Annotated in this window: 23 protein-coding genes; 12 read left to right on the top strand and 11 right to left on the bottom strand. The window is 71.4% G+C overall.

Going from position 1 to position 21,848, the window contains the following annotated elements; translation table 11 throughout:
* Positions 1 to 27: 27 nt before the first annotated feature.
* The 4 genes from ACX80N_RS15665 (at position 28) to ACX80N_RS15650 (ending at position 2,576) form a co-directional block, all read left to right on the top strand.
* Positions 28 to 432, top strand: a complete 405-nt coding sequence (locus ACX80N_RS15665; protein WP_105032756.1) for a DivIVA domain-containing protein — start codon at positions 28 to 30, stop codon at positions 430 to 432.
* Positions 429 to 1,031 (top strand): DNA-3-methyladenine glycosylase I, encoded by a 603-nt coding sequence (locus ACX80N_RS15660; protein WP_459340123.1) that lies wholly within the window; start codon positions 429 to 431, stop codon positions 1,029 to 1,031. The genes ACX80N_RS15665 and ACX80N_RS15660 overlap by 4 nt, the downstream gene beginning before the upstream one ends.
* A complete protein-coding gene (locus tag ACX80N_RS15655; RefSeq protein ID WP_459340122.1) occupies positions 1,028 to 2,245 on the top strand; it encodes a hypothetical protein in 1,218 nt (405 codons plus the stop codon). Before ACX80N_RS15660 ends, ACX80N_RS15655 begins: the two co-directional genes overlap by 4 nt.
* A 163-nt stretch (positions 2,246 to 2,408) precedes the next feature.
* The gene (locus tag ACX80N_RS15650) at positions 2,409 to 2,576 is read left to right on the top strand and encodes a DUF3117 domain-containing protein (protein ID WP_104117134.1); all 168 of its coding nucleotides are present in this window, start codon (positions 2,409 to 2,411) and stop codon (positions 2,574 to 2,576) included.
* A gap of 43 nt (positions 2,577 to 2,619) precedes the next feature.
* Here ACX80N_RS15650 and ACX80N_RS15645 read toward each other — a convergent pair whose 3' ends face one another.
* Positions 2,620 to 3,258, bottom strand: coding sequence for an O-methyltransferase (locus tag ACX80N_RS15645; protein WP_105032753.1), 639 nt, complete (start codon positions 3,256 to 3,258; stop codon positions 2,620 to 2,622).
* Positions 3,259 to 3,566: 308 nt separating this feature from the next.
* On the opposite strand from ACX80N_RS15645, the gene sigE reads away from it, so the two are divergent.
* The 3 genes from sigE to ACX80N_RS15630 all read left to right on the top strand — a co-directional run bounded on the left by sigE (position 3,567) and on the right by ACX80N_RS15630 (position 5,712).
* Complete coding sequence (gene sigE / locus ACX80N_RS15640; RefSeq protein ID WP_105033211.1) at positions 3,567 to 4,211, top strand: RNA polymerase sigma factor SigE; 645 nt, start codon at positions 3,567 to 3,569, stop codon at positions 4,209 to 4,211.
* A 5-nt stretch (positions 4,212 to 4,216) separates the two neighbouring features.
* A complete protein-coding gene (locus ACX80N_RS15635; RefSeq protein WP_459340121.1) occupies positions 4,217 to 5,197 on the top strand; it encodes a zf-HC2 domain-containing protein in 981 nt (326 codons plus the stop codon).
* A gap of 110 nt (positions 5,198 to 5,307) precedes the next feature.
* On the top strand, positions 5,308 to 5,712 hold the full coding sequence (locus ACX80N_RS15630; protein ID WP_105032751.1) for a sec-independent translocase: 405 nt from the start codon (positions 5,308 to 5,310) through the stop codon (positions 5,710 to 5,712).
* A gap of 104 nt (positions 5,713 to 5,816) precedes the next feature.
* On the opposite strand, the gene ACX80N_RS15625 is transcribed toward ACX80N_RS15630, so the two are convergent.
* Genes ACX80N_RS15625 through ACX80N_RS15615 form a run of 3 tightly spaced genes read right to left on the bottom strand, consistent with a single transcriptional unit; the run spans position 5,817 to position 8,819 of the window.
* A complete protein-coding gene (locus ACX80N_RS15625; RefSeq protein WP_105033209.1) occupies positions 5,817 to 6,935 on the bottom strand; it encodes an Mrp/NBP35 family ATP-binding protein in 1,119 nt (372 codons plus the stop codon).
* 8 nt (positions 6,936 to 6,943) lie between these two features.
* Positions 6,944 to 7,543, bottom strand: coding sequence for a DUF1003 domain-containing protein (locus tag ACX80N_RS15620; RefSeq protein WP_105033210.1), 600 nt, complete (start codon positions 7,541 to 7,543; stop codon positions 6,944 to 6,946).
* Positions 7,536 to 8,819 (bottom strand): magnesium transporter MgtE N-terminal domain-containing protein, encoded by a 1,284-nt coding sequence (locus tag ACX80N_RS15615; RefSeq protein WP_105032750.1) that lies wholly within the window; start codon positions 8,817 to 8,819, stop codon positions 7,536 to 7,538. Before ACX80N_RS15615 ends, ACX80N_RS15620 begins: the two co-directional genes overlap by 8 nt.
* A gap of 134 nt (positions 8,820 to 8,953) precedes the next feature.
* Here ACX80N_RS15615 and ACX80N_RS15610 point away from each other — a divergent pair, with 134 nt between their 5' ends.
* On the top strand, positions 8,954 to 9,871 hold the full coding sequence (locus ACX80N_RS15610) for a general stress protein (protein ID WP_459340120.1): 918 nt from the start codon (positions 8,954 to 8,956) through the stop codon (positions 9,869 to 9,871).
* A gap of 111 nt (positions 9,872 to 9,982) precedes the next feature.
* Here ACX80N_RS15610 and ACX80N_RS15605 read toward each other — a convergent pair whose 3' ends face one another.
* On the bottom strand, positions 9,983 to 11,563 hold the full coding sequence (locus tag ACX80N_RS15605) for an aminopeptidase P family protein (RefSeq protein ID WP_459340119.1): 1,581 nt from the start codon (positions 11,561 to 11,563) through the stop codon (positions 9,983 to 9,985).
* Here ACX80N_RS15605 and ACX80N_RS15600 point away from each other — a divergent pair.
* Positions 11,556 to 11,747: a hypothetical protein gene (locus ACX80N_RS15600; RefSeq protein ID WP_459340118.1), complete on the top strand. Its 192-nt coding sequence runs from the start codon at positions 11,556 to 11,558 to the stop codon at positions 11,745 to 11,747. The two genes, ACX80N_RS15605 and ACX80N_RS15600, sit on opposite strands and share 8 nt — an antisense overlap.
* Before the next feature lie 82 nt (positions 11,748 to 11,829).
* Positions 11,830 to 12,672: a PHP domain-containing protein gene (locus tag ACX80N_RS15595; RefSeq protein WP_459340117.1), complete on the top strand. Its 843-nt coding sequence runs from the start codon at positions 11,830 to 11,832 to the stop codon at positions 12,670 to 12,672.
* Positions 12,673 to 12,689: 17 nt separating this feature from the next.
* Here ACX80N_RS15595 and ACX80N_RS15590 read toward each other — a convergent pair whose 3' ends face one another.
* From ACX80N_RS15590 to ACX80N_RS15580, 3 genes are all read right to left on the bottom strand, one after another.
* Entirely contained in the window at positions 12,690 to 13,559 is an 870-nt protein-coding gene (locus tag ACX80N_RS15590; RefSeq protein ID WP_459340116.1) for a DNA-methyltransferase, read from the bottom strand.
* Positions 13,560 to 13,565: 6 nt separating this feature from the next.
* A complete protein-coding gene (locus ACX80N_RS15585) occupies positions 13,566 to 15,263 on the bottom strand; it encodes a DEAD/DEAH box helicase (RefSeq protein WP_459340158.1) in 1,698 nt (565 codons plus the stop codon).
* Between the two features lie 265 nt (positions 15,264 to 15,528).
* Positions 15,529 to 17,079, bottom strand: a complete 1,551-nt coding sequence (locus tag ACX80N_RS15580) for an RNB domain-containing ribonuclease (protein WP_459340115.1) — start codon at positions 17,077 to 17,079, stop codon at positions 15,529 to 15,531.
* A gap of 140 nt (positions 17,080 to 17,219) precedes the next feature.
* Between ACX80N_RS15580 and ACX80N_RS15575 the strand changes: the two genes are divergently transcribed.
* Entirely contained in the window at positions 17,220 to 17,942 is a 723-nt protein-coding gene (locus tag ACX80N_RS15575; protein WP_105032746.1) for a ferritin-like fold-containing protein, read from the top strand.
* Positions 17,943 to 18,031: 89 nt separating this feature from the next.
* Here the strand turns inward: ACX80N_RS15575 and ACX80N_RS15570 are convergent, their stop codons facing one another.
* Together ACX80N_RS15570 and ACX80N_RS15565 are read right to left on the bottom strand one after the other, a co-directional pair.
* The gene (locus ACX80N_RS15570; RefSeq protein ID WP_105032745.1) at positions 18,032 to 18,256 is read right to left on the bottom strand and encodes a DUF3107 domain-containing protein; all 225 of its coding nucleotides are present in this window, start codon (positions 18,254 to 18,256) and stop codon (positions 18,032 to 18,034) included.
* Between the two features lie 48 nt (positions 18,257 to 18,304).
* Positions 18,305 to 18,925: a TetR/AcrR family transcriptional regulator gene (locus ACX80N_RS15565; RefSeq protein WP_105032744.1), complete on the bottom strand. Its 621-nt coding sequence runs from the start codon at positions 18,923 to 18,925 to the stop codon at positions 18,305 to 18,307.
* 120 nt (positions 18,926 to 19,045) lie between these two features.
* On the opposite strand from ACX80N_RS15565, the gene moeB reads away from it, so the two are divergent.
* On the top strand, positions 19,046 to 20,287 hold the full coding sequence (gene moeB, locus ACX80N_RS15560; protein WP_459340114.1) for a molybdopterin-synthase adenylyltransferase MoeB: 1,242 nt from the start codon (positions 19,046 to 19,048) through the stop codon (positions 20,285 to 20,287).
* Between the two features lie 27 nt (positions 20,288 to 20,314).
* On the opposite strand, the gene ACX80N_RS15555 is transcribed toward moeB, so the two are convergent.
* Positions 20,315 to 21,700, bottom strand: a complete 1,386-nt coding sequence (locus ACX80N_RS15555; protein ID WP_105032742.1) for a glutamyl-tRNA reductase — start codon at positions 21,698 to 21,700, stop codon at positions 20,315 to 20,317.
* Positions 21,701 to 21,848: the final 148 nt, after the last annotated feature.

Raw genomic sequence — 21,848 nt, 5'->3', positions numbered from 1 at the left:
CGCTGACGACTCTGGCACCATTGCCGTGTGACTATTCTCCTGGTGATCCTCGCCATCCTGCTGGTGGGAGGGACCGCGGTCCTCGCCTCGGGGCGGCCGCTTCCCGTGCCCTCGCAGCGGCTGTCCGCCGCCGTGCAGCCCGACTCCGGGCGCTCCGGAGCCGGCTCGACGGACGACGACGCCGGGGACACCGCGCCACGGTGGAACGGTCTCGGCCTCGTGGAACCGGTCGCCTCGCTGCCGCCGGTCCTGCTGCCGGACGCGCCGTCCGCGCGGGACGTCGACGCCCTCCGCTTCGGCCTCGGACTCCGTGGCTACCGCATGGACCAGGTGGACGAGGTTCTCGACCGGCTGGCCGCAGCGCTCGAGGAACGCGACGCCGTGATCTCGGAGCTGCGTGCCCGGCTCGCCGGACGGGACGCCGGACGGTGAGCGGAGCCGTTCCCGGCTCCGACGGCAGGCCGCGGTGCGGCTGGGCGGTCTCGAGCCCGGACTACGAGCGCTACCACGACGAGGAATGGGGGCGTCCAGTACGGGGGGAGGCCGCCCTGTTCGAACGGTTGAGCCTCGAGGGCTTCCAGTCGGGACTGAGCTGGATCACGATCCTGCGGAAGCGCGAGGCCTTCCGTCGGGCGTTCGCCGAGTTCGATCCCGCGGTGGTCGCGGGCTTCGGTGCCGGTGACGTCGACCGGCTCCTCGCCGACGCGGGGATCGTCCGGAACCGGCAGAAGATCGACGCCACGATCGTCAATGCCCGGGCGCTGCTCGCGCTCCCGGACGGGACCACCCTCGCCTCGGTCCTCGAGAGTCACCGCCCCGTCCCCGGCCCGGCGCCCACGGTGCCGGCGGACGTCCCGGCGATCACGTCCGAGAGCACGGCGCTGGCACGCGAGCTGAAGCATCTCGGGTTCCGCTTCGTGGGGCCCACGACCGCCTACGCCATGATGCAGGCCACCGGGTACGTCAACGACCACCTGCGGAAGTGCTGGGTGCGGTCCGTGATCCCCGGTGCCGGCGTGCCCGTTCCATGAGCCGCACGGGCACGACCCCGACCCGCCGGCCCACGGTGTCCGCGCCGCACTGGTCCCTGCAGGTGCTGGCCGTCTTCCTCGCCGGGCGCATCGTGTCCACCGCCATCCTCCTGCTCGCCGCAGCACGCCAGGAGGCCAGTCCGTGGTCGGGAGCGGCCCCCGGGTACGGCACGTTCATCAACTACTGGGACAGCGGCTGGTACGAGAGGATCTTCACCGAGGGCTACCCGTCCGAGCTGCCCCGGGACGAGCAGGGGGTGGTCGGTCACAACCAGTGGGCGTTCTATCCCGTCTTCCCGGGACTCGTGCGGCTCCTCGATCTGGCCACGGGCCTCGGCTGGGGGATCCTCGCGCCCGTCGTCGCCCTCGCCGCCGCCGCCGGCGCCTCCCTGGTCGTCTACCGCCTCTTCCGTCTGCGGGCCGACCACCGGACCGCCCTGGCCGGCGTCGCCGTGGTGTCCTTCGCCCCCGTCGCGGCGATCCTGCAGGTGCCGTACGCGGAGTCCCTGCACCTGCTGCTCCTCGCCTCCTCGCTCCACCTCGTGGCGACGCAGCGGTACTACAGGGCGATGCCCGTCGTCGTCGTCATGTGCCTCACGCGTCCTGCAGGGGTGCCGTTCGCGCTGATGGTCGGCATCCTCTTCCTCCATGCCCTCTGGACGGCGCGCCGCTCGGGCACCGATCCGTCCGGCCGCCGGCAGGCGGCCCGCCGGGTGCTGCCCCTGTTCCTGCTCGGCGTGGTGAGCTCGTGCGCGGCGCTCGCCTGGCCGGCCCTGGCCTGGCTGGTGACGGGGCGCCGCGACGCGTATGTCGCGACGGAGACGGCCTGGCGCGGGGAGCCGCTCGCCCCCTTTCGTCCCTGGTTCGAGGCACCTGCCGCGCTGCTGGGACCCGGTGCGGCGGCGCTGCTGGTGGCGGGTCTGCTGATCGGTGTCACCGCGCTCTTCCTCACGCCGGCCGTGCGCTCGACGGGGCTCGTCCTGGGAGCCTGGTGCGCCGGGTACATCCTGTACCTGGCGGCCTTCTGGGACCCGCAGTCGAGCACGTGGCGCATCCTGACGCCGCTCTTCCCGCTGGCGCTCGCCGTGGTGACCGCCCGGAGGGGGCGGCTCCTGTGGGTGGTGCTGCCGGTGTCGATCGCACTCCAGTTCCTCTGGGTGGACTGGCTGTGGGGCTGGACGCAGTCCGGACCGGACGGGGATTATCCACCCTGACTGTGACCCACGCCGCACCTGAATTAGCAGGTGCAGGCCTTGTGCTGAATAATGACAGTGATGACGTGCACCGCCGGACCCTCCGCAGGGCGCCGGGTCGGGGCACTGTTTACTGTCGCGCTACCGCTGATCGCGGTGGCGCCCTGTTGAAAGGGACACCCCCATGGCTGCCATGAAACCGCGTACCGGCGATGGACCGATGGAAGTCACCAAGGAGGGGCGCAGCCTCATCATGCGGGTGCCGATCGACGGCGGCGGACGTCTCGTCGTCGAACTCAACGCCGAAGAGGCGGGCAAGCTCAAGGACTGCCTGCTCACCGTCACGAACTAGCCGACGCGAGAGCACCGGGCCCCGCTCGAAGGGCGGGGCCCGGTCAGGCCCGCTGCTTGACCGCCAGGAGGAGTCCGGTGCCGGTCGGCAGGAGAGCGGACACGAGTGCCTCGTTCTCCCGGATGATCCTGCCCACCTGACGCATCGTGTTGGTCGACTGCTCGCGCACGGCCGGTTCCGCGACGCGGTCCTGGTCCAGGGCGTCGTTGATCACCATGATGCCGCCGTCCTTGAGCAGCCGCGTCGCCTGCTCCACGTAGACGGGGAGCCCGGGCTTGTCCGCGTCGATGAAGACGAGGTCGTAGGCCCTGTCGGTGAGCCTCGGCAGCACGTCGGCCGCCCGTCCGGAGATGGTCCGCGTGCGGTTCGACGGGATGCCGGCCTCCGCATACGCCTCCCGGGCCGCCCGCAGGTGGTCGACGTCCGAATCGATGGTCGTGAGCACGGCGTTCCGGCCCAGGCCCCTCAGCAGGCACACGCCCGAGACCCCCGCTCCCGCACCCACCTCGACGGCGGTCGTGGCCTTCGAGGCCGCCGCGAGCACGGTGAGGGCCGCTCCGACCGCCGGTGTCACGGGGGCTACGCCCAGTTCATGGGAGCGGTCGCGCGCCCTGAGCAGGACGTCGTCCTCATCGGGGAGCCCTTCCGTGTAGGACCAGCTGCTGTGTTTGTCGGCGGCCATGGACGTCCGTTCTGTGGTTCGCGGGAGATGGTACGGGTCGGGAGGCTGAAGCCCCGCCCCAACACTACTGTGCCGCACGTGTCCCATCCCACGGGGGACGCGGAGGAGCGGCGGCAGGGTAGCCCACGCACGTACCTGCGGCCGGCACAACACGCCCGGTGCTGCCAGCCAGTTCCCAGCTTCGTGGGAAAGACTTCCATCTCGGGACATCCGGCGCGAGTGCGGTCCCGAATCCCCGGTACATCGTTCACGGCCCCCGCGGCCGGAAGCGGTGCCCGATCGGGAGTCTCGGCGAGAAGGGGTACATGATGTCCAGCGTGAAGGCGGCACAGTCCGCCGAGGTCGTGTCCGGGGCGGACGCGCCGATCCTCGACGAGCACGGCAACCCATGGGTCGCGCCGTCCTGGGAGGAGGTCGTCACCACCTACTCGCCCAAGGTCTACCGCCTCGCCTACCGGCTGACGGGCAACAGATTCGACGCCGAGGACCTCACCCAGGAGGTCTTCGTACGCGTGTTCCGGTCCCTCGCCAACTTCAAGCCGGGCACGCTCGACGGCTGGCTGCACCGCATCACCACGAACCTGTTCCTCGACCAGGCGCGGCGCAAGACCCGTATCCGGTTCGACGGGCTCACGGAAGAGGCGGAGAGCCGCCTGCCGAGCAAGCACCCGGGCCCCGAGCGCAGCTTCGAGTTCAACAACCTCGATATCGACGTCCAGGCCGCCCTCGAGGAACTGCCGCCGGACTTCCGCGCCGCCGTCGTGCTCTGCGACCTCGAGGGCCTCGCCTACGACGAGGTGGCGCACGTGCTCGGCGTGAAGCTCGGCACCGTGCGCTCGCGCATCCATCGCGGACGCACCATGCTGCGCGAGAAGCTCGCCCACCGCGACCCCCGGACCTCCGGCGGGAGCGGGACCGCCCTCGGCGTCCCACGGATCGCCGGCCTGGGCTGAGGACGATGCTTCACCCCCGTCGCTCGCTGCAGGACCTCGTGGACGGCGAGCTGTCCGACCGACGCCGCATCGCCGTGGAGCGGCACGTCTCCCGCTGCTCGGCATGCGCGGAGACCGTCACCCGCCTCCGTGGCCTCAAGAGCGCCCTGCTGGGCCTCTCCAAGCCGTCGCCCGATCCGGCACTGCAGCGCCGCCTCCTCTCACCGGGCTTCGAGTCCTCCCTGAAGTCCTCCCCGCACGGGCATGACGTGCGCTCGGGTTCCAGCGCGGCCTTCGTCCGCGCGCATCACGAGCGGACCTCCCCACGGCGCCGGCACCGCACGCTCCTCGTGGCGGGCGGCTCGGCGGTCGCCGCGACCAGCGTCCTCGCCGGAGCGTACGTGGTCGGGGCGGAGGTCCCCCCGGAAGCAGTCGGGAGCGGCACCGGGACCGCGGCGCTGCGCTCCGGCTGGGAGTCGGTGGCACAGCGGACGCCCACCTACCTGGACGCCGGCCAGCTCGAGACGCTGCGCGCCGGGGGCTGGTACTGCCCCGAGCTCGAGTCCCTCGGCTTCACACTGAGCAGCGCCGAGGGCATCACCGTGGGCGGGCGGCCCACCCTGGAACTCGTCCTCGAGAACGACGGCGCCACGGTCACCGTGTACGAGCAACGCAAGGTCGGCGGCGTCCGACAGGCCGGCACGCCGCCCGTGAACGCCGTCACCGGCAACATCGTGACCTCGGACGGCTTCGAGCACATCGGAGGCGCCGACCAGGACCTGTGGGTGCGCTCGGGGGAGCCGTGGCAGGTTGTCCTCGACAACCCGACGGTCACCTACACCGTCGTGTCGGACCTGCCGGCCGCCGCGATGCCGCGCACCCTCAGCCAACTGGTCACCACCGAGCACGCGCAGCTCGCGCTGACGCCGCAGGTACAGGACGACCCGATGATGGAGCGGATCCTCCGGGGCCTCTCGAGGATCACGCATCCCCTGGCCGGCGGCTAGATGACCGTCCGGTGGCTGGGGCGTTAAGCCCCGGTGGCCGTTGTGCTGCCGGCCTCCGGGGGGCGCTAGTCGAATGTGATCGGCGCATGCCGGGAAGGTAGTCTTTTCACGTGTTGGGAATCAACGGCCTCGAACTCGTGGTCCTGGCGATCATCGCCGTCGTGGTGCTCGGCCCGGAGCGTCTTCCGGAGTACGCGGCCCAACTGGCACGGCTCGTGAAGGGTCTGCGGCGTATGGCGACCGGCGCCCGCGAACAGCTCCGCGAAGAGGTGGGCCCCGAACTGGACGAGGTGGACTGGCGCAAGCTCGACCCGCGCCAGTACGATCCCCGCCGCATCATCAAGGAGGCACTCCTCGACGACATCGAGGACGTGTTCAAGCCCGTCAGCGCCGGGGCGCCGAAGCCCGCGGTCACCGCCGCGGTGTCCAGCGCCACCCGTCCTGCCGTGTCCGTGCCGGTCGGTCCCCGGCTCGCAGCCGGCCAACCCGCGCCCTACGACCGCGAAGCCACCTAGGCCCTCCCCGCGGGGCAGGCGACGGCGGTGGTCCCGCTCGCCGGACCGGTGGTCGGTCAGCCATGGACTGTCCCACGCGGACAGGGCGGAGCTGTCGCCTCGCTTCAGCGCACGCTCACGGGAAGCTTGAGCCCCTCCAGGCCGCGGGGTCGGCGTGCCAGGGTGGACGCGATCGCGGTGAGCTCCTCGCGTGCCCTCGATTCCATCCGCGAGAGCACCAGGGGTGTGCCGGCGTCGCCGCCCTCGCGGAGCGACACATCCAGCGGGATGCTGCCCAGAAGCGGGATCCCGGTATCGAGCGTCGCCGACAGCCGTGCCGCCACCGTGCTCCCTCCGCCGGCGCCGAACAGCTCGAGCCGCCCGCCGTCGGGCAGTTCCAGCCATGACATGTTCTCGATGACCCCGGCCACCCGCTGGCCGGTCTGCGCCGCCATGGAGCCCGCCCGCTCGGCGACGTCGGCGGCCGCGCTCTGCGGCGTCGTCACCACCAGCAGTTCGGACGACGGCAGCAGCTGGGCCACGGAGATGGCGATGTCGCCGGTGCCCGGCGGGAGGTCGAGGAAGAGCGCGTCCAGGTCGCCGAAGTACACGTCGGTGAGGAACTGCTCGAGCGCGCGGTGCAGCATGGGCCCGCGCCAGGAGACGGGCTGGTTGCCCTCCACGAACATGCCGATCGAGATGACCTTCACGCCGTGGGCGACGGGCGGGAGGATGAGTTCGTCGACGCGCGTGGGCTGCTGCGTGATGCCCATCAGGGCGGGGACGGAGAAGCCGTGCACGTCCGCGTCCACGATGCCCACCCGCAGCCCCTGCGCGGCCATGGCGGTCGCGAGGTTCACGGTCACGCTGGACTTGCCGACACCGCCCTTGCCGCTGGCCACGGCGTACACGCGCGTGAGCGACGACGGCTCGTTGAAGGGGATGCCGCGCCGCCCGCCGGCGCCCTTCAGCCGCTCCTTCAGGGCGTCACGCTGGGCCTGGTCCATGACGCCCAGTTCCACCTCGACGGCGTCCACGCCCTCGACCGCGGCCAGCGCGGCCTCGGTGTCCTGCACGATCGTGTCCCGCAGCGGACAGCCGGAGATGGTCAGCAGGACGCGGACGCGGACCGTCCGGCCCTCGACGGATACGGCGTCGAGCATCCCGAGTTCGGCGATGGGCCGGCGAAGCTCGGGATCGATCACCGTGCCGAGGGCAGCACGGACGGCCGCCTCGTCGGGCATGGCGCGGCTCACCGGGAGGGTTTCCTCCCGGCGGGCTGCACCTTCGGCAGCGTCACCGTGTTGTCCGACGGCTTGCGGGGCTTCCGTTTCTGCAGGGTCAGTTCCTGGCCATCGGTCGTTTCGAGCAGCTCCTCGAGGATGGAGCGCAGCTCGGACCGCACGTAGTCGCGTGTCGCCACCTCACGCAGGGCGATGCGCAGGTCCGCGATCTCCCGCGTCAGGTACTCGGTGTCGGAGAGGTTCCGTTCGGCGCGCTGGCGGTCCTCACGCATGGAGACGCGGTCGCGGTCGTCCTGGCGGTTCTGCGCGAGCAGCAGCAGGGGTGCGGCGTAGGAGGCCTGCAGGGAGAGCATCAGGGTCAGTGCCGTGAACCCGAGTGCCGCGCTGTCGAAGCGCGCGTTCTCCGGAGCGATGGTGTTCCACGTCAGCCAGACCACGACGAAGACCGTCATGTAGAAGAGGAACTGCGGTGTGCCCATGAAACGGGCGATGTTCTCCGTGCCGCTGCCGAAGCGGTCCGGGTTCGGTCGCAGGCGCGGAAGGATGCGCTTGCGCGCCTCGCGGGGGGTGTCCAGCCCACGCGAAGTGGATCTCGTCCTCTCAGCCACGGCGATCACCTCGTTTCGGTACGGTCGTGTCGTCCTGTGCCCGCCAGTCGTCGGGCAGCAGATGGTCCAGCACGTCGTCGACGGTCACGGCGCCCACGAGGCGTCCTTCGGTGTTGACGACGGGTACGGAGTTCAGGTTGTAGGTCGCGAGGATCCTCGAGACCTCGCTCACGGCCGCCTGGTCGCCGATCGCCTCGAGGTCCGCGTCGATGATGTTGCCGAGCGGCTCCGGTGGCGGATACCGCAGGAGCTGCTGGATGTGCACCACGCCGAGGTAGCGCCCTGTGGGCGTCTCGAGGGGTGGCCGGCACACGAAGATCGACGACGCGAGCGCGGGCGTCAGCTCCTCGCGCCGCACATGGGCGAGCGCCTCCGCGACGGTCGCCTCCGGCGGGAGGATCACCGGCACGGTGGTCATGAGGGAACCGGCCGTGCCCTCCTCGTACTCGAGCAGGCGGCGTACGTCCTCGGCGTCGTCGGGCTCCATGAGCTGGAGGAGCTCCTCCTTCTGCGCCTCGGGCAGTTCGTTGAGGAGGTCGGCAGCGTCGTCGGGGTCCATCTCCTCGAGCACGTCGGCCGCGCGCTCGAGCGAGAGGGACGTGAGGATCTGCACCTGGTCGTCGTCGGGCAGTTCCTGGAGGATGTCCGCGAGGCGGTCGTCCTGGAGCTCGCCCGCCACCTCGAGGCGCCGCTTGTCGTTCATCTCGTGCATCGCGTCCGCGAAGTCCGCCGCCTTCAGGTCGTCGTGCTGGGCGACGAACTGCGTGGCGCCCTGCGGCTCGTCCGTGCCACCGTGCAAGGCGTCGAGCCAGTCGATGATGAGCCGCTCGCCTCCCCGGCGCAGTCCGCGCAGGGGCGATACCGCGCCACCGCGGCGCACGAACAGCTGGGAGACGTGCCAGTCGCCGGCGCGGTTGCGTTCCATGGCGATGTCCTCGACGACGGCGCTCCCGCTGCCGTCACGCAGCGTGAGCCGGCGGTCGAAGAGTTCGGCCACGACGAGCATCTCGGCACCGCGCTGCTCGAAGCGGCGGAGGTTGACCAGGCCCGTGCAGATGATCTGCGACGGGTCCATCGACGTGATGCGCGTCATCGGGACGAAGACACGCTTCTTGCCGGGCACCTCGACCACCAGACCCACGACCTGCGGCGCCTTCGCGGGGCCGCGGTCGAGCACGACGGCGTCCCGCAGGCGGCCCAGGCGATCGCCGAGCGGGTCGAAGACGTCCAGGCCCAGCAGTCGGGCGACGAAGACGCGGGTGGGGTTGGTAGTCACAGTCCTAGGCTATCGGGCGCGGAGGGCTCGGGCGGCATCGGCCGTCCGGAGGAGGGGAGGCGTGCGGCCGGCGGATCGACGGCCGCACGCACCCGATCTCCCGCGCTCGCGGGGGTTAGGCAAGAATGGACACCATGTCGACACCACCTCTTGGAACAACAGCCTCCCGCGATTCGGGCCGGGTCCTGCCCACGGGCGAGACCATCGGCCGCTACACCAGCTACCTGGACGCCCAGAAAGCCGTCGACTACCTCGCGGACAACAAGTTCGCCGTCCAGCGGGTCGCCATCATCGGCAACGACCTGAAGACCGTGGAGCGCGTCACGGGACGGTTGAGCTACCCGCGGGTGGCGCTGGGCAGCGCCGCCACCGGAGCCTGGTTCGGGCTCTTCGTCGGCCTGATCCTGAGCCTGTTCGGCGACAGCGAATCCACGATCACCATCGTCTCCTCGATCGCCCTGGGCGCCATCTTCTGGCTGCTCTTCGGAGTCCTGACCTACACGTTCCAGCGGGGCCGGCGCGATTTCACGTCCACGAGCCAGGTCATCGCGACCAGCTACGACGTCATCGTGGAGCCGAGCCTGGCCGGTGAAGCCCGACGCCTCCTGCAGCAGCTGCCCATGAACGGGCAGGCGCAGCACCCGGGCGGCGCGCCCACGGGCTGGGGCCAGACGCCGGGGCAGGCACCAGGGCAGGGGCAGGCGCCGCAGCAGCCGGCACCCGAGCGTCCTGCCGGATGGAACGACCCCTACGCGGGCCAGCCGATCCAGCCCCAGCCCGAGGGCGGGGAGGGCGGGACCGCGGGTCCCGGCACCACCGGACCCCGCCGGGGACAGTTCCCCGACCTCCCCGACGGCAGGCCCCAGTACGGCGTACGCGTCGACGACCAGCCCGCCGTCACCGCGGCGCCTGATGGGACCGGGGCCGCGGCGCAGGGAGCGACCGGGGCTCCTGGAGGGCCCGGCCAGGACGCGACGCCGGGCGCCGAGCGCCCCGGGGACGACGAGCGCCCCGGCAGCCACGGATCGTCCGCTGCCGGCGGGACGCGGTAGCGGCTCCTGCCGCCGGGCCACGGCGGAGCACGCCCGCGGCATGACGGAGGCCGGGACCCGCGGGTCCCGGCCTCCGTCATTTCCCGACCCGTCGCGGGCCGTCCGGGAGGGCTACTCCCCGGTGCTGCCCCAGATGCCCGCCATCCAGTCCTCGACGTCGTCGGAGTTGCGCGGGAGGGCGGCGCTGAGGTTGACCGGACCGTCGGCCGTCATGAGGATGTCGTCCTCGATACGCACGCCGATACCCCGGTACTCCTCGGGGACCGCGAGGTCCTCGGCCTTGAAGTAGAGACCCGGCTCGATGGTGAACACCATCCCCTCGGTGAGGACCCCGTCCAGGTACAGCTCGCGCTTGGCCTGCGCGCAGTCGTGGACGTCCATCCCCAGGTGGTGGCTCGTGCCGTGCGGCATCCAGCGGCGGTGGTGCTGGCCCTCGGGGGAGAGCGCCTCCTCGAGCGGGACGGGCAGCAGCCCCCAGGCGTCGAGGTTCTCGGCGAGGACCGTGACGGCGGCCTGGTGCACCTCGCGGAACTTCCGGCCGGGCTGTGCGGCGGCGAAGCCGGCGTCGGCGGCGTCGAGCACCGCCTGGTACACCTTGCGCTGGATGTCCGTGTACTGCCCGGTGACGGGGAGGGTCCTGGTGATGTCCGCGGTGTAGAGGCTCTCGGCCTCGACGCCGGCGTCGAGCAGGAGCAGGTCCCCGGCCCTCACCTGGCCGGTATTGCGGATCCAGTGCAGCGTGGTGGCGTTGTTGCCCGACGCGGCGATGGTGTCGTACCCGAGATCGTTGCCCTCCTCGCGCGCCCGGGCGAAGAAGGCACCCTCGACCACACGTTCGCCGCGAGGATGGGTGAGGGCGCGGGGGAGCGCGCGGACCACGTCGTGGAAGCCCTCGACGGTCGCGGCCACGGCCGCCTCCATCTGCTCGACCTCCCAGGAGTCCTTGAGGAGCCTGAGCTCGGAGAGCGCCTCGGCGAGGATCGCGTCGAGGGCGTCGGCCTTCTCGAGGTCCACGCCGGTGTTGATGCGTGAGGTGTCCACGAGGGCGTCGGCGTTCAGGTCCACCTCGCGGAGCAGTCGGATGCTCATCCCGCCGATCTCGGGCACGCCCGCGTCCTTCGTGATGGCGAGCTCGAGCTCGGCGAGGTCGGCCGTCTCGAGGTCCAGCTGGGCGTTGATCTGCGCCATGGACAGGCGCTGCCCGATCCAGAACTCACCGTAGCGGGCGTTGGCGTAGAACTCGGCGCTGTCGCGGCCCGCGAGTTCACGGAAGTACAGCGTGGCGGTGTGGTTCCCGCCGTCGTCGCCCTCTCCCGGCTCGGCGGGTTCGAGGACCAGCACGGCGTCCGGCTCGTGGTCCAGTCCGAGTCCGGTCAGGTGCGCGAACCCGGAGTGCGGGCGGTACCGGTAATCGGTGTCGTTGGAGCGGACCTTGAACGGGCCGGCGGGGATCACGAGGCGCTCGCCGGGGAACCGGTCGGAGACGGCACGACGGCGGCGGGCTGCGTGCTCGGCGACGGGGGCCACGGGCGGGAGGTCCTCGGATGCCGGCGCCCAGCTGCCGGCCATGAACGTCTTGAAGGCGTCGGAGTCGGGCCGCTGGGAGCGGTTCTCGTTGCGGTCGGACAGCGGCTGGCCCTCCGGTGCGTCGGTGGGGATGGCGGATGCGGGGAATGTGTCGTCGGTGCTCACACCGCCATCGTCCCACTCCCGCCGCGGGTCCGGGAAGTCCGGCCCCGTGCGCCTCGTCCACGCCGGTAGGCTGCGCGTCGTGGAGCACGCCTACCCGCCGGCCGGGGTGGACACGCACTGCCGCAGCGCCGACGGGCACGCGCGCGGCCTGCTCCTCCCGGTGGCGGGACGACGTCGCCCCTAGCAGGCTCGGCCCACGCGGTCCCGGATCGTCCGGCGTGCCTACCGTGGCCGGGCCCCACGCCGGTGGCGCGTAGATTGGTTCGGTGAGAATCGACCTGCACACGCACTCGAACGTCTCGGACGGCACCGAGGACCCCGACGTCCTCATCGCCTCCGCGGCCGCCGCCGGCCTCGACGCCGTCGCGCTGACCGATCACGACTCCACGGCCGGCTGGGACAGGGCCAGGGCCGCCGCGGAGGGGCTCGGCATCAGCTTCGTCCCGGGCATGGAGGTCTCCTGCCGGACGGACACCGGCATCAGCGTGCACGTGCTGTCCTACCTGCACGACCCGCTGCACGCCGGGCTGCGTGAGGAGATCGAGAAGTCGCGGGAGGCGCGGCTGACGCGGGCACGGCGCATGGTCGAGCTGATGGCCGGCGACTTCCCCATCACGTGGGACCTGGTGCTCCGGCACGTGACCGAGGGCGCCACCGTGGGACGCCCGCACATCGCCGACGCGCTGATCGCCCTCGGGATCGTGAAGACGCGCTCGGAGGCCTTCGACCGCATCCTGACGGCGCGATCGCCCTACTGGGTCAGCCACTACGCACCGCACCCCGCCGCAGCCGTCGCCCTCATCCGGGACGCCGGCGGCGTCCCGGTGTTCGCCCACCCGTCGGCGTTCAACCGCGGAGCGGTGGTCGGAGGCGCCGTGATCCACGAGATGATCGACGCGGGCCTGCTGGGCCTGGAGGTGGAGCACCGGGACAACCCCGAGGAGGCGCGCGTGGAACTGCGGAGGATCGCGCGGGACCGGGGGCTGCTCGTCACCGGATCGAGCGACTACCACGGCAGCGGGAAGCCGAACCTGCTCGGCGAGAACGTCACCGCGAGGGAGACCCTCGAGGCCATCATGGGCCTCGGGACGGGCACGGCGGTCAGCTAGGCGGGCGCCTTCGGGCGTCAGGTCCAGGGCGACAGGCGCGCGCGCATGACCTCGACGGCCTGCGGGTTGCTGTCCACGCAGACGAAGCGGCGGCCGAGCTTCCCCGCCACGGCGCCCAGGGTCCCCGAGCCGGCGAAGAAGTCCAGCACCCAGTCGCCCTCGCGGCTGCTCGCCGCGACGGCGCGCCGCAGCAGGCCCTCGGGTTTCTGGGTGGGGTAGCCGGTCTTCTCCCGGCCGGTCGGGGACACGATGGTATGCCACCACACGTCGGTGGGGAGCTTGCCGAGGGCCGCCTTCTCCGCCGTGACCAGGCCCGGCGCCATGTACGGTTCGCGGTCCACCTCGTCGCTGCTGAAGAAGTAGCCGGACGGGTTCTTCACGTACACGAGGATGTTGTCGTGCTTGGCAGGCCATTTGCGCTTGGCCCGTGCACCGTAGTCGTACGCCCAGATGATCTCGTTCAGGAAGCAGTCGCGCCCGAACAGGGCATCCAGCATGACCTTCGCATAGTGCACCTCGCGGTAGTCGAGGTGCAGGTAGAGCGTGCCGTCGTCGGCCAGGAGCCGCCACGCCTCGGCGAGCCTCGGCGCGAGGAAGTCCCAGTAGTCCTCGAAGGCGTCGTCGTAGCTCGCGAGCATGCCTTTGACGGTCGAGTAGGACAGGCCCTTGAAGCCCACGCGGTCCCCGGCGCCCTCCACCGCCCGAACCATCGTGGTCTGCTGGCGGCGCTGCACCCTGCCCGTGTTGAAGGGCGGGTCCACGTAGATCATCGTGAAGGCCGCGTCCGGCAGCGTGGCGAGGTACTCCGCGTTGTCCGCGTGCACCACGAGGTTGGCGCCGTCCGCGCTCCACGAGGGAGGCACGGACGGCGCAGGGAGCTCCGTCACCGGGGGTTAGTCCTCCGCGCCGCCGGCAGGCTTCGCGACGACCTCGCCGTTGCGGCGGCGGGTCCGGCTGCGGCGCTGGCGGTCGCCCGCGGGTGCCTCGCCCTCACCGGCGGGACGACGACGGCGTCCGCCCTCGGGCGCGTCACCGGCGGCGACGGCCGGGGCCTGGGCGTCGCCGGACGCGTCGGCCGGACGGTTGCCCCCGCGGCTGCGGCCACGAGCACCCCGCGAGCCCTCGCCGGAGGAGTCGCCCTCCCGGCGCTGGCCGCCGCGTCCGCGACCGCGACCGCCGTCGTTCCCGGCGCCCTCCTGGCGTGGGCTGCCGCCGCGCTTGCCGGTCTCGCCGAGGTCCTCGAGCACCTCGGCCTGGATGCCGGCGAGCTTGCGGTCCTTGCGGGGCAGGCGTCCCTTGGTGCCCTCGGGGATGTCGAGGTCCGTGTAGAGGTGCGGCGACGAGGAGTAGGTCTCCACGGGCTCGGGCGTGTCGAGTCCGAGCGCCTTGTTGATCAGGCCCCAGCGGGGGACGTCGTCCCAGTCCACGAACGTGACCGCGGTGCCCTTCTTGCCGGCACGGCCCGTGCGGCCCACGCGGTGCAGGTAGGCCTTCTCGTCCTCGGGGCACTGGTAGTTGATGACGTGGGTGATGTCCTCGACGTCGATGCCGCGCGCGGCGACCTCCGTGGCGACGAGGACGTCGATCTTGTCGCCGCGGAAGGCCCGCAGCGCCTGCTCGCGGGCGCCCTGGCCGAGGTCGCCGTGGATGGCGCCGGCCGCGAAGCCGCGGTCGATCAGTTCCTCGGACAGCTTCGCGGCGGTGCGCTTGGTCTTGCAGAAGATGATGGCGCGGCCGCGGTTGCGGGACTGCAGGATGCGGGCCACCACCTCGGCCTTGTCCAGGTTGTGCGCGCGGTAGATGACCTGGCGGATGTCCTTCTTGGTGATGCCCTCGTCCTCGGGATCCGCGGCACGGATGTGCGTGGGCTGCGTCATGTAGCGGCGTGCCATCGCGATGACGGGGCCGGGCATGGTCGCGGAGAACAGGAGCGTCTGGCGCACCGGCGGCGTCGCGGCGATCAGCGTCTCGACGTCGGGCAGGAAGCCGAGGTCCAGCATCTCGTCGGCCTCGTCCAGCACCACGATCTTGACGTTCTTGAGCACCAGCAGCTTCTGCCGGTACAGGTCGATCAGGCGCCCGGGCGTGCCGACCACGATCTCGACGCCCTTCTTGATGGCCTCGATCTGGGGCTCGTAGGCGCGACCGCCGTAGATGGTGACGATCCGCGCGTTGCGCTTCTTCGCCGCCGTCGTGAGGTCGTTGGCCACCTGCACGGCGAGCTCGCGCGTCGGGACGACGACGAGGGCCTGCGGGGCGCCGGGGACCGGGAGCTGCTCGTAGCCGGCGTCGTCAGGACCGACGACACGCTGGATGGCCGGGATGCCGAACCCGAGGGTCTTCCCCGTGCCCGTCTTCGCCTGGCCGATGATGTCGTGCCCGCCGAGCGCGATCGAGAGCGTCATCGCCTGGATGGGGAAGGGGTGGAGGATGCCGGCGTCGGCGAGGGACTCGACGATGTCGGGGCGGACGTTGAAGTCCGCGAAGGTCTCGGCGACGGCCGCGTGCGGCTCGTCGGTGGTGACCAGCGTCTCCTCGACGTCGATGGCGTCGACCGAATCGTCGGCGACGAGGTGGTGCGCATCCGTCACCGGGGTGTTGCCTGAGTTGATGTCGTGCACGTTCTACCGTTCATTCAGGCCCCGCGGCCGCTGAGGCTCGACACCCCCGGTGGAATCCATCGAAGGGCGGAGCGAATCGGCGGACGCTGAGGCGTCCAGTGGAAGCCGATCGCGGGCTTGCAACTGCATGCGGGCTGCGGAGGGAGACCTGCGCCTGCGGGAAAACTCGGGATCGAGTAGGTACTGCGGGTTATCGCGTGATAACGACCGGGCATCCATTACTACGCCTCTCAGACTACCCTGCCCGCTCCCGCAGGGCGTCATTGCGCGCCTGGAGGTGCGCATCGGTCGGTTTGACCTCGAAGCGCAGGCGGCGACGCGCGATGTCGGCCTCGAGCAGCACCACGGTCACGCGCTCGCCGGCGACGAGCTCCCCGTAGCACTTGGCCTCGAGCGGCGGCTCGGTGACCTGCACGGTCCCGGACAGCCGGGGCGCCTGCTTGCCGGGGGCGTCCTCGACGGCGGGAGGGGAGCCCTGCAGGACCACGGCGGAGAACGCCTCGCCGATGCGGTTGCTCAGGAGGGCGGCCTGCACCGCGTCCATCGCGCCCGAGTCGAGCCGGGAAGCCGTCTGGTTGGAGGACGCCATGAGGGCGTTCAGGTCCGGCAGGGCGGCGCGGACCCAGTCGGGGACCTCCTCGCCCGCGCACAGCGACGCGCAGGTCACGAGGACGAACCGGTCCACGAGGCGCCGCAGGGGAGCCGTGGTGTGGGCGTACGGTGCGGCGATGGCGGACTGGACGACGGCGTCGGGCACCCGGCCGTCGAAGGCGGTGTAGCCGGCGCCGCGGAACAGCGAGGCCGCGGCGTGCATCAGCGCGAGCTGGCGGGGGTCGGCGACGTCGAGGGTCCGCAGGAACGCCCCGTAGGGCATGTCCTCCGGCCAGGGATGCTCGAGGGCCTCGGACTGGCGCCGGAACTTGGCCAGCGCGCCGTCGTCGGGCTCGGGCATGGTGCGCAGGATGCCGATACCGCCGTCGATCATCATGCGGGCTGCGGCCATGCCGGTCATCAGCGAGATCTGGGCGTTCCAGTCCTCGCACGGCAGGGCGGGTTCCGTCACGATCGCGTAGCTCTCGCCGTCGTGCGTGATCTCCTGGCGGGGCAGGTTGAGGCTCGCGCCGCCGCGGTCGAGCTCCTGCTGGATGCGGAGCGTGCCGATCTCGCGCAGGAGGAGGAGCTGCTCATCGGCGGTGCCGGCGTCGATGTCCGTCTGGACCTGCGCGTAGGTGAGCTGGCGGCGGCTGCGCACGGTGGCGCGGCGGACCGTGACCGACTGCACCTGCGCCCCGGCGTCGAGCCGGAAGTGCCAGACGAACGCCGGGCGGTCCCGGTCGGGCAGGAGGCTCGCGGCGTTCTCGGAGACCACCTCGGGGTGCAGGGAGATCCGCCCGTCGGGGGCGTACAGGGTCTGCCCGCGGAGCCGCGCCTCGCGGTCGATCGCGCCCCCCGGCCGGACGAAGAGCGGGACGTCCGCGATGGCGTACCGGACCTCGTAGCCGTCCGGGGTGTCCTGCGTCCCGTCGTTCGCCGGCGTACCCGGCAGCCGCGCGAGATGCACGGCCTGATCGAGGTCGGTGGAGCCGGGCGGGTCGATCGTGAGGAACGGCAGGGCACGGAGATCCTCCGGCGGGAGGCCGGAGGCCGCCACCGCCTCCTCCGCCTCGCCGAGGACCTCCGGCGGGAAGTCCTCGCGGATCTCGAGTTCTTCACGCAGGGCACGCAGCGACTCGGTGAGGCGCTGCTGGGACTCCCGGTCCCTGAGATCCATATGCTGTGCGGGCACAGGCATTACGGTAACGCACGTCACAGACACGCGGCACGTCCGCCACTGGGCGGAACCCAAGGTTGCTACGCGTGCCCGGGCCGGCGTCCGGCGCCGTCCTGCAGCTTGCCGCGCCCCGGGGAGTGCGTACTCTTAGCAGAATGAACAACGGCTCCTCCGACAGCACGGCCCTGACCGCGACCCAGCGGGACGCCACCGCCGAGGACGCGTTCGCGAACCCCCTCTACGCGCGTTTCGTCACCGACCTGCTCGGCATCGTGGCCTACGGCGAGCTCTCCGGGTTCGAGCGGCTGTCCTCGGACGCGCGCTTCTCGCCGAGCCTCGCCGACCGTGCGAGCCTGGGCCGGCTGGCCGTGCAGGAGTTCGAGCACTTCGAGATGGTGGGGGCCTTCCTCGCGGACCTGCAGATCACGGTCGAGGACGCCATGACACCGTTCCAGGCATCCATCGATGCGTTCCACGAGCGCACCCGCCCCGGGGACTGGTACGAGTCCCTCATGAAGGCCTACGTCATCGATGCCTTCTCCGGCGACTTCTACCGTGCCCTGGCCGACAGCTTCGATCCGCGGACGCGGGAACTGATCAGCGCGATCGATTCGGGGGACGGCGCGGCCCACCTGCAGCGACGGCTGAAACAGGCCCTCTCGGACGATCCCCGGCTCGCCTCCCGCCTGGCCCTGTGGGGTCGCCGGCTCGTGGGGGAGGCCCTGACCCAGGCGCAGCGCGTGGGCATCGAGCGCCAGTACCTGGCCGGGTTGCTGTTCGCCGACGAGGCGGACCACACCCAGCACACCACGGCGCTGTTCGCGCAGCTGACCCGCAATCACTCCCGGCGTATGAGCGCCCTGGGACTCACGGCATAGGTCGGTGCTTCCCGCCGCTGGTCCGCCGCCGTGCAGAAAGACCCGCGGTCGACGGCGCGAGCGGCCGACCGCGGGTCCTCAGGGCAGCGTCAGAGGGCGCCGAAGCCCACGCGACGTGTCTCCTCGGCACCGATCTCCACATAGCCGAGTACCGACACGGGGACGATCACCTGGCGTCCCTTGGAATCCTTGAGGCGCAGGTCGGTGCCGCCGCTCATCGCCTGGGACACGAGCTCGGCGATCGCGTCAGCGCTCTCGGAGGATTCGAGGATGATCTCCCGGTTGACGTTCTGGATACCGATCTTGACTTCCACGGCGTATGCCTCCTGTTGTATGGGCGTGCTACAGCTTCGAAAACTACCCTAGATCTCCTTGGGGAACCGGCTGATTCCGCGCCAAGCTAAACGGTAGATCAGCTCCGCCGCCGCATCGATGTCGAGGCTGCCGTCCGTCTCGAGCCAGTACCGCGCACTGATCTGGGCCATGCCGGCCAGTCCCCGGCCCAGCAGGGTGGCCTCGACCATCGACAGCTGCGTGTCGCCGGCGATCACTCCGGCGATGGCGTTCGCGAACTGGGCGTTGAACGCCTCGAGCCGCCTGCTGACATCGGGCTCGTTGCCGATGTCGGACTCGAACACGAGCCGGTGGGCCTGGCTGTCCTGCGCGATGAACTGGAAATATGCGCGCATGGTCGCGTGCACGCGCAGCTTGTTGTCGTCGGTGGAGCGCAGGGCGTCCACGAGCAGTTCCGTGAGCTCGGCGAGGTGTCCGTCGAGCAGTGCGAGGTAGAGGTCGCGCTTGCCGGGGAAGTGCTGGTAGAGCACGGGCTTGCTCACGGAGGCCGCTTCGGCGATGTCGTCCATGGCGGCGCCGTGGTATCCGTTGCTCACGAAGACCTCCTGCGCCGCGGCGAGGAGCTGCCGCCGGCGTTCGTCCCGCGGCAGCCGGACGGCCTTTCCTGCGGTGGTCGGTTCAGCACTCACGGGAGGTGTTCCTCGGGCTCAGCGGGCGGGGGCGTCCGCCCAGTTTACCCACCCTCCCGTGTGCCGGTTTCCCGCGGGCCGCAGGTGGCCCGGGGGCCTCGCCGCACCATACCCTTGGGCATGACCGCTTCCCCGTCGTCGCCGCAGGCCCCCGCGAGTATCCAGGCTCCTCCGCCTTCCGGCGTACCGGAGCAGCTGCCGCCCCTGGTCGAGGCGACGGGCAGCCTGTCGCAGGAGGAGACGCTGCGGTACTCGCGGCACCTCATCATCCCCGGCTTCGGCACCGAGGCGCAGCTGCGCCTGAAGAACGCGCGCGTGCTCGTGATCGGCGCGGGCGGTCTGGGCTCTCCGGCGCTGCTGTACCTGGCGGCGGCGGGCGTGGGGACGCTCGGCATCGTCGACGACGACGACGTAGAACTCTCCAACCTGCAGCGCCAGGTCATCCACGGCATGCCGGACCTCGGCCGGTCCAAGGCGGCATCGGCCCGTGACAGCATCCACGCTCTGAACCCGCTGGTCGACGTGGTCCTGCACGAGGAGCGGCTGGACCGCTGGAACGCGCTGGAGATCTTCGCCGGGTACGACCTGATCGTCGACGGCACGGACAACTTCGCCACGCGCTACCTCGTCAACGACGCGACGGCGATCCTCGGCAAGCCGTACGTGTGGGGCTCGATCCTGCGCTTCGACGGGCAGGTCAGCGTGTTCTGGCAGGACCACGGCCCCACCTACCGCGACCTGTACCCGGAGGCGCCCCCGCCGGGCTCCGTGCCCTCGTGCGCCGAGGGCGGCGTGCTGGGTGTGCTGTGCGGGCAGATCGGCTCCGTGATGGTCAACGAGGCCGTCAAGCTCATCACGGGCGTGGGCAGGCCGCTGCTCGGGCGGGTGCTGGTGTTCGACGCCCTGGACATGAGCTGGCGGGAGCTGCGCGTACGGCCGGACCCGGCGGCGGCGCGGATCACGGAACTCGTCGACTACGAGGAGTTCTGCGGCCTGCCGTCCAGGGCGCCGGCGGCACGGGACGGGGACCGGGTCCCGACCGTCACGGTCGACGAGCTCGCCGGACTCCTCGCCGCGCGCTCAGCGGGCACGGCGGACTTCGACCTGCTGGACGTGCGCACTCCGGAGGAGCACGCGATCGTGAGCATCGACGGCGCCACCCTGGTCCCGAAGGAGCTCATCCTCGACGCCGACGTGCGGATCGACAGTGGCAGGACGGTCTACGTGCACTGCAAGTCCGGTGTCCGTTCCGCCGATGTGGTGCGTTTCCTGCGGGAGCGGGGCCATCCGGCCGCATGGTCGGTGGAGGGCGGGATCATCGACTGGGTGCACAGGGTCGAACCGGACAAGCTCACGTACTAGCCGGCGCCCCCGGTCGCAGCAGCGCGGTCAGGCGCTGCGGGCCGGCCGTTCGTGGTCGACGGGGCAGACGGCGCCGTCCGGGTGGGCATGCCCGTGCACGAGGTCCCGCAGCACCACGGCGGCACCGGATGCCGGGTCCGCGGGGGCCTTCTCGGCGACCGGCGCGAGGTCGATGCCGTACAGCGCCTCGAGGGCGGCGGTGTAGTCCTCCTGGCGTCCTTCCGCCGCGAGCTCCCGGGCGCGGACGGTCGGCACGTGCAGGAGCTGACGCACCATCCGCCGCAGGGCGAACTCGACCTCCTCGGCGGCGGCCGTGCAGCCGTGCTGCGCGCGGACGCGTTCCATCTCGGAGTCGAGGACCGCCTGGGTGTGCTGCCGGAGCGCCACGATGGCGGCGTTCATGGCCCGGGTGGTCTGCTGCTCCTCGAAGGAGCGGGCGGCCTCGCGGACGAGGTCGCCTGCCTGGGCGAGCGCGTCGGCCTGCTCCTCGGGAGCCGCGGCACGCACGGACTCGAGCGTGATGAGCTCGACGTCGGCGAGGGTCCCGACGGCGGGATCGAAGTCGTGGCTGAGGGCGAGGTCGATGACGACGAGGGGGCGGTTGCTGCCCTCGCGGACACGCTCGACGTCGGCGGCGTCGATCCGCGCGTCGCTGCCGCTGCAGCCGATGACGACGTCGGCCCTGCGCATCGCGCCCGGCAGGTCGGCGGCCGTCACGGCGGTTCCGCCGCGCGTGGCGACGAAGGCCTCGGCGCGTCCCGAGGAGGAGAAGACGGAGATGTCGGTGCAGCCGCGGTCCTTCAGGGCGGCCATCGTGGCGCCCGCATAGGCGCCCGTTCCGAAGAGCACCACCGTCTTGCGGGACCAGTCGGCGTCGGCGGAGATGTCGCCGGCGAGCTCGAGGGCCACGGAGACGATGGAGCGCCCGCGGCTGCCGAGGGCCGTCTGCGCGCCCACGTCCTTCGCGGTCCTGGAGGCGGCCTGGAACAGGCGCACGAGGCCGCCGCTGGCGGCTCCCGAGCCCTGCGCCTCGATGAGGGCGCGGCGTACCTGCCCGGCGATCTCGCGTTCGCCGATCACGGCGGAATCGAGTCCGGCGCCCACGGCGAAGAGGTGCTCGGCGACGCCCTGGCCCGTGTGGGTCTCGAAGGAGGCGGAGACGGACTGCTCGGGGATGCCCGAGTACTCGCTGATGGTCGAGACGATCGAGGAGCGGGCCGCCTCGACGTCGTCCTCGGTGGGGGCCTCGGCGTAGATCTCGAACCGGTTGCACGTGGCCAGGACGACGGCACCGGAGACGGCCTGGTCGTCGGCGAGCACGGCGGCAGGGACCTGGGGGGCCCCGACGCTGAGCCGGGCGACCGTTTCCAGGTCCACGTTCGAGTGTGTCGCTACAAGTGAAAGAAGTACCACAACCCCTCGATCATACCGAGAACGGGTGTCCCGTACCGAATAGGCGATCCTTACCGCGGCTTGCCTTCCGCGGATTCCCGCGGGATCCTGCCCCTCCGGCAGGGGCGTGATGTTGGCCACGCGGCGTCCTGGCGCGCAGCCCCGGTTA

The organism is Arthrobacter sp. MDT2-16 (genome assembly GCF_054510925.1).
This window is presented reverse-complemented; position numbering and strand designations above follow the sequence as displayed.

What these genes read in the sequence shown, in the direction of transcription:
- ACX80N_RS15655 (WP_459340122.1), top strand. Translation starts at nt 1,028, where the DNA reads ATGAGCCGCACGGGCACGACCCCGACCCGCCGGCCCACGGTGTCCGCG.
- ACX80N_RS15650 (WP_104117134.1), top strand. Translation starts at nt 2,409, where the DNA reads ATGGCTGCCATGAAACCGCGTACCGGCGATGGACCGATGGAAGTCACC.
- ACX80N_RS15645 (WP_105032753.1), bottom strand. Translation starts at nt 3,258, where the DNA reads ATGGCCGCCGACAAACACAGCAGCTGGTCCTACACGGAAGGGCTCCCC.
- sigE (WP_105033211.1), top strand. Translation starts at nt 3,567, where the DNA reads ATGTCCAGCGTGAAGGCGGCACAGTCCGCCGAGGTCGTGTCCGGGGCG.
- ACX80N_RS15635 (WP_459340121.1), top strand. Translation starts at nt 4,217, where the DNA reads ATGCTTCACCCCCGTCGCTCGCTGCAGGACCTCGTGGACGGCGAGCTG.
- ACX80N_RS15625 (WP_105033209.1), bottom strand. Translation starts at nt 6,935, where the DNA reads ATGCCCGACGAGGCGGCCGTCCGTGCTGCCCTCGGCACGGTGATCGAT.
- ACX80N_RS15610 (WP_459340120.1), top strand. Translation starts at nt 8,954, where the DNA reads ATGTCGACACCACCTCTTGGAACAACAGCCTCCCGCGATTCGGGCCGG.
- ACX80N_RS15575 (WP_105032746.1), top strand. Translation starts at nt 17,220, where the DNA reads ATGAACAACGGCTCCTCCGACAGCACGGCCCTGACCGCGACCCAGCGG.
- moeB (WP_459340114.1), top strand. Translation starts at nt 19,046, where the DNA reads ATGACCGCTTCCCCGTCGTCGCCGCAGGCCCCCGCGAGTATCCAGGCT.